The 891-nt window shown below is 41.4% G+C and carries 1 protein-coding gene and 1 pseudogene; one reads left to right on the forward strand and one right to left on the reverse strand.

Annotation, left to right across the window (positions count from 1 at the left end; translation table 11 throughout):
• Nucleotides 1-714, forward strand: a 714-nt coding sequence (locus tag ACFIL8_RS11265; RefSeq protein WP_375689870.1) for a dihydroxy-acid dehydratase, incomplete at its 5' end; no start/stop codon positions are given.
• A 60-nt stretch (nt 715-774) separates the two neighbouring features.
• Here the strand turns inward: ACFIL8_RS11265 and ACFIL8_RS11270 are convergent.
• Nucleotides 775-891: pseudogene (locus tag ACFIL8_RS11270) on the reverse strand (bifunctional methylenetetrahydrofolate dehydrogenase/methenyltetrahydrofolate cyclohydrolase); the annotation flags it as partial.

The following is an 891-nucleotide window of genomic DNA, read 5'->3' on the forward strand; positions in this document are numbered from 1 at the left end:
GATGTTTCTACGGTTTTTGGTAAAGATCTCAATGCTTATGCAATTGAAGCAAAGCTTTCTGCTGATGGTCATGTGGTACGTGAAGCGGCTCTCAAGGAAAGTGGTGATTATAAGGTGTTAGCGGGGTGGAGAGAGCCATTTCAGCCTGAAGGGGGTATTCGCGTTTTATCGGGAGATTTGGGAACAGCTATTATAAAAGTTTCCTCTGTTAAACCAGAGTATTGGCAGATTAAAGCACCAGTCTTTGTTTTTAATGATCAAGAAGAACTACAAAAATCTTTTAAATCTGGAGCGTTGCATGATAAAGATTTTATCGCTGTTATTCGCTATCAAGGACCAAAAGCCAATGGTATGCCAGAGCTTCATAAGTTAACGACCATTTTAGGCGTTTTACAAGATCGCGGTCAAAAGGTAGCATTGATAACCGATGGTCGTATGTCAGGGGCATCAGGAAAAATTCCTGCTGCTCTCCATGTGACACCAGAAGCAGTGGATAATGGCCCTATTGCACGTTTGCAGGATGGTGACATTGTTTTCCTTGATGTTCATGGGGGTAAATTAACTCTTTTGGAAGATTTAGCAAAATTTAACGCGCGAACAACCACGCCTCCTGATCTTTCAAAAAACGAATATGGTGTTGGACGCGAACTTTTTCATGTGTTTCGTCAATCCGTTAATCGTGCAGATCAAGGGGCATCTGTTTTTATGACATGACGAATGTAAAAATGGTAAATCATATGCAATGAAACCATGCAAAATGAATTGTTACAATTCTTAGAATTTTGGTATAGGAAGATTGTGTGATCGCGCAGCAGCTTTGAGTGTATTAACCATAAGCATGGCAATTGTCATTGGTCCAACGCCTCCTGGAACAGGGGTGATCGCAGCAGC

This window comes from Bartonella sp. AP57NXGY, from assembly GCF_042195805.1.
Lineage (GTDB): Bacteria > Pseudomonadota > Alphaproteobacteria > Rhizobiales > Rhizobiaceae > Bartonella.